General features: G+C 65.5%; 7 protein-coding genes (1 of these 7 cut by a window edge). 2 read left to right on the forward strand and 5 right to left on the reverse strand.

Going from position 1 to position 3364, the window contains the following annotated elements:
* Together ACFE99_RS20995 and ACFE99_RS21000 are read right to left on the reverse strand one after the other, a co-directional pair.
* The coding region (locus tag ACFE99_RS20995; protein WP_375488336.1) for an SDR family NAD(P)-dependent oxidoreductase at nucleotides 1-186 on the reverse strand (186 nt) is incomplete at its 3' end.
* Complete coding sequence (locus ACFE99_RS21000) at nucleotides 183-941, reverse strand: SDR family NAD(P)-dependent oxidoreductase (RefSeq protein ID WP_375488337.1); 759 nt, start codon at nucleotides 939-941, stop codon at nucleotides 183-185. The genes ACFE99_RS21000 and ACFE99_RS20995, both read right to left, overlap by 4 nt.
* Before the next feature lie 105 nt (nucleotides 942-1046).
* On the opposite strand from ACFE99_RS21000, the gene ACFE99_RS21005 reads away from it, so the two are divergent.
* Nucleotides 1047-1325, forward strand: a complete 279-nt coding sequence (locus ACFE99_RS21005) for a DUF1876 domain-containing protein (protein ID WP_375488338.1) — start codon at nucleotides 1047-1049, stop codon at nucleotides 1323-1325.
* Nucleotides 1326-1328: 3 nt separating this feature from the next.
* Nucleotides 1329-1853, forward strand: a complete 525-nt coding sequence (locus ACFE99_RS21010) for a 2'-5' RNA ligase family protein (protein ID WP_375488339.1) — start codon at nucleotides 1329-1331, stop codon at nucleotides 1851-1853.
* Nucleotide 1854: 1 nt separating this feature from the next.
* Here the strand turns inward: ACFE99_RS21010 and ACFE99_RS21015 are convergent, their stop codons facing one another.
* The 3 genes in view from ACFE99_RS21015 to xseA are tightly spaced (at most 51 nt apart) and all read right to left on the reverse strand, a layout consistent with a single transcriptional unit that may run on beyond the window.
* Complete coding sequence (locus ACFE99_RS21015; RefSeq protein ID WP_375488340.1) at nucleotides 1855-2979, reverse strand: NAD-dependent epimerase/dehydratase family protein; 1125 nt, start codon at nucleotides 2977-2979, stop codon at nucleotides 1855-1857.
* Between the two features lie 51 nt (nucleotides 2980-3030).
* Entirely contained in the window at nucleotides 3031-3270 is a 240-nt protein-coding gene (locus ACFE99_RS21020) for an exodeoxyribonuclease VII small subunit (RefSeq protein ID WP_375488341.1), read from the reverse strand.
* A protein-coding gene (gene xseA, locus ACFE99_RS21025) for an exodeoxyribonuclease VII large subunit (protein WP_375488342.1) crosses the window boundary here: on the reverse strand, nucleotides 3260-3364 show its final stretch. It continues 1140 nt past the right edge of the window; 105 of the gene's 1245 nt are visible here — the last part of the coding sequence; the start codon falls outside the window, past its right edge; the stop codon is at nucleotides 3260-3262. Before xseA ends, ACFE99_RS21020 begins: the two co-directional genes overlap by 11 nt.

Genomic DNA, 3364 nt, shown 5'->3' on the forward strand with positions numbered 1-3364 from the left:
GACGTCGACCCTGGCGGAGCGGGCGGAGCCGGGGCCGATGAGGCTTTCGGCGGTGTGCGCGGCGGCCTCGCCGTCGATGTCGGTGCAGACGACGTCGGCACCCGCGGCCACCAGCGCCCGGCACAGTGCGGCGCCGATGCCTGAGCCGGCGCCGGTGACGATCGCCTGTTTTCCTGTGAAAGTCATTGCTGCCCTGCCAGTTTCATCACATGCCCGTAGACGTCGGGATAGCGCTTGAGATGCGCGCCGCCGTTGAGGTCGAGCACCTCGCCGGTCAGCCAGGACGCCTTGCACATGAACAGCACCGCCTCGGCGACATCCTCGGGGGTGCCGGCGCAGCCTAGCGGGGTGTTCTCCAGATAGTCGTCCAGCACCCCGGGAATCTGCGTGGCCGGCTCGGTCAGCGGCGTGTGGACAAACCCGGGCGCCACCGCGTTGACCCGGATGCCGCGCGGCGCCAGTTCCAGCGCAGCCACCTGGGTCAGCATCGACAGCCCCGCCTTGGCCGCGCAGTAGGCGCTCATCGCGGCCGCGGGCTGGCGGCCGTTCAGCGAACTCAGGGACACCAGCGCACCGCCGTCGCGCAGCGCCGGTGCGGCGTGTTTGATCACCAGGAAAGCGCCGATGAGGCAGACGTCGACGACCGCGCGAAACTCCGCGACCGGCAGCTCGGTGATCAGCCCGAGGCCGCTGAAACCGGCGGTGTTAACCACGACGTCGAACGGACCGGGACGGGCAAACAACTCCTGCACGGAATCTTCGTCGGTGACCTCAACGGTGGCCGCCAGGTGCGGATCGCCGAGCTCGATCCGGACGCGCTCGGCGCCTTTGGTGTTGCGGTCGGCGACGGTGACGCGGTACTTATCGGCGGCCAGCGCATGCGCGACCGCCCGGCCGATCCCAGACGCTCCTCCCACGACGACAGCATTGCGGTTGGTCATGTCGGGCTCCTGTCGAGTCGGGGCGCCCAAACTATACCGGTAGGCGAAAAACCTGTCGCCGAACGCCGTTTCGCGGTTAGCTTGGCAATAGAGAAGGTGATTGCTATGTACGACCGCGTTTTGAACAACAACTGGCACGTCGACATCGAGTTCGACGAGGACGATACGCACACCCACGCGACGGTGCGTGCCCAACTCGGCGACGGCCAGACCATGACCACGCTGGGTGATGCGTTCCGCCATCCGAAGGATGCAAGCCAGCCCATGATCGGCGAACAGATCGCTGCCGCAAGAGGGTTGATCGCGTTGGGCACCGAGCTGCTGCAGAGCGCGTCACGGCAGATCGAGCAGGTCACGAACCAGCCCGTGCACCTCTATCGCTGATCCGTGGCCCTGGCCGTCTGCCTGCTGTTCGACCGGCAATCCGAGCGTGCGGTCCGCGGGCTGTGGGAGCGCATCGAGCAGCGCGGCGTCCCGAGCCTGCGCTCCCACACCCATGGGCGCCACGTGCCACACGTCTCATATGCGGTGTTGCGCAGCTGGGACCAGCCGTCGATCACGGCCGCCTTGGAGCGTCTCGGCGACGGCTCCCCGGTAGACCTCAGCTTCGACGGAGTGGGGCTGTTTCGACGCGGCCGCACGTGGCTAGTCGCTGGGGTAAGCGCCGATTTCGTCGGCCGCCAGGCACGGGTGGTCGAAGCCGTCACCGCCACAGGTGCCGAACTGCACAAGCACTACGTGCCTGGAATTTGGCTGCCGCACTGTTCGCTTGCGCCGCGAGCGATGCTGGCCCAATTGCCCGTGGTCGTAGGCGCTGTGCTCGACGTGTTGCCGCTGCGGGCCCGGCTGGATCGGGCGGCATTGGTCAACAGCGCTACCGGGGAAATCCGTGCGCTGGCAACGCTGCCGTGACTCAGGAGGCGTGCGCCGGCAGCGTCACCGCCGACGCCGCGTGGTGCTTGGCGGTGGCTTTGACGGTTTCGAACAGCTCGACGTAGTAGGGCAGGCATTCCTTCATCGCTTGCTCGGTGCTGAACCGCGGCCGGTATCCCAAGTCGCGCTCTGCCTTGGCGATAGAGAAGTAGTTGTCCAGATAAAGCCGTTCCACCGCCAGGGGTTCCAGCGGGGGACGTGGCAGCCCGAACCGGAAGTGCAGCCCCTGCCACGTCGACATCACCGAGCGGACCACGGCACCGGATATCCGTAGCCGCGGCCAGCGTTGCCCACATGCTTCGATGACGGGCCGGGCGAACTCGAACATGTTGATCGGCTCGCCGTCGTTGATGAAGTACGCCTGACCGGGCGCGGTGCCATCTGCGACCAGGTGCTGGGCGGCCAGGATGAAACCGTGAATCAGGTTGTGAATGTAGGAGTTATCGAGCTTGGCAGCCTTGCGCCCGATCAGCACTTTGACGTGCCCGGCCACCATGCTCTCGAATATCTTGCGGAACATCGTCTGGTCGCCGCGGCCCCAGATACCGCTTGGGCGGATAGCACAGGTCAGCATGCCGCCGACACCGTTCTGCGACAACACAAAACGCTCGGCAACTACTTTGGTCTCGGTGTACAGATCGTTGAACCGGTCGGTGTAGGGCAGTGTTTCGTCGCCGCCGGCGATGCGCTTGCCGCTCATCACCACACTGTTGGACGAGGTGTAGACGAACCGTTTCACCCCGGCGACCTGGGCGGCGCGCACCAGGTTCTCGGTGCCGCCGACGTTGACCGCGAAGCTGCGTTGCCGGTATTCGTCGGTCGCCGACGCGCCGCCGAGCAGTTCGATGAGCGCCGCGGTGTGAAAAACCGTGTCGATGCCGTCGACTGCGGCCGCGACGATGCCGGGGTCGCAGATATCGCCTTGCAGCACCTCCAGCTGCGGATGTTCCGGTAGCGGTGATGGCGCTCGGTCGAAGGACCGCACGTCGTAGCCGCGGTCGAGATGCGTCGACACCAGGTTGGCGCCGACGAAGCCGGAGCCACCGGTGACCAGCACACGGCCCAGTTCAGTGGTCAACAAAGGATCACCCATGCGGCCGAGCATAACTGAAACGTGTTCCAGTTTCGAGTACTAATGCGCGAAGTTTTTGCGCAATCAAGTTTCCCCGGGGTCCCTTGCAGCCAGCACGTCCTCGATGCGTTTGCGCGCGCCAGCTAAGTGCTCTTCGCAGCGTTTAGCCAGCTGTTCGCCTCTTTCCCACAGCGCTAGCGACGCGTCCAGGTCCAGCCCACCCTGCTCGAGCAGTCGGACCACTTCGATGAGTTGATCGCGGCATTCTTCGTACCCCAGCTCACTAATAGGCGTAGCGTCATCGCGCTCTTTTTTAGCGCCCATCCGTAGGTCCTTCGCTGAGCGCCGCCACAGCACCGTCGGCAATCCGTATCCGTAGGTGGGTGCCCGCGGGAGCGTCGGCAGCCGACCGCAACAC

This window comes from uncultured Mycobacterium sp., from assembly GCF_964249325.1.
In the GTDB taxonomy this organism is placed as follows: Bacteria; Actinomycetota; Actinomycetes; order Mycobacteriales; family Mycobacteriaceae; genus Mycobacterium.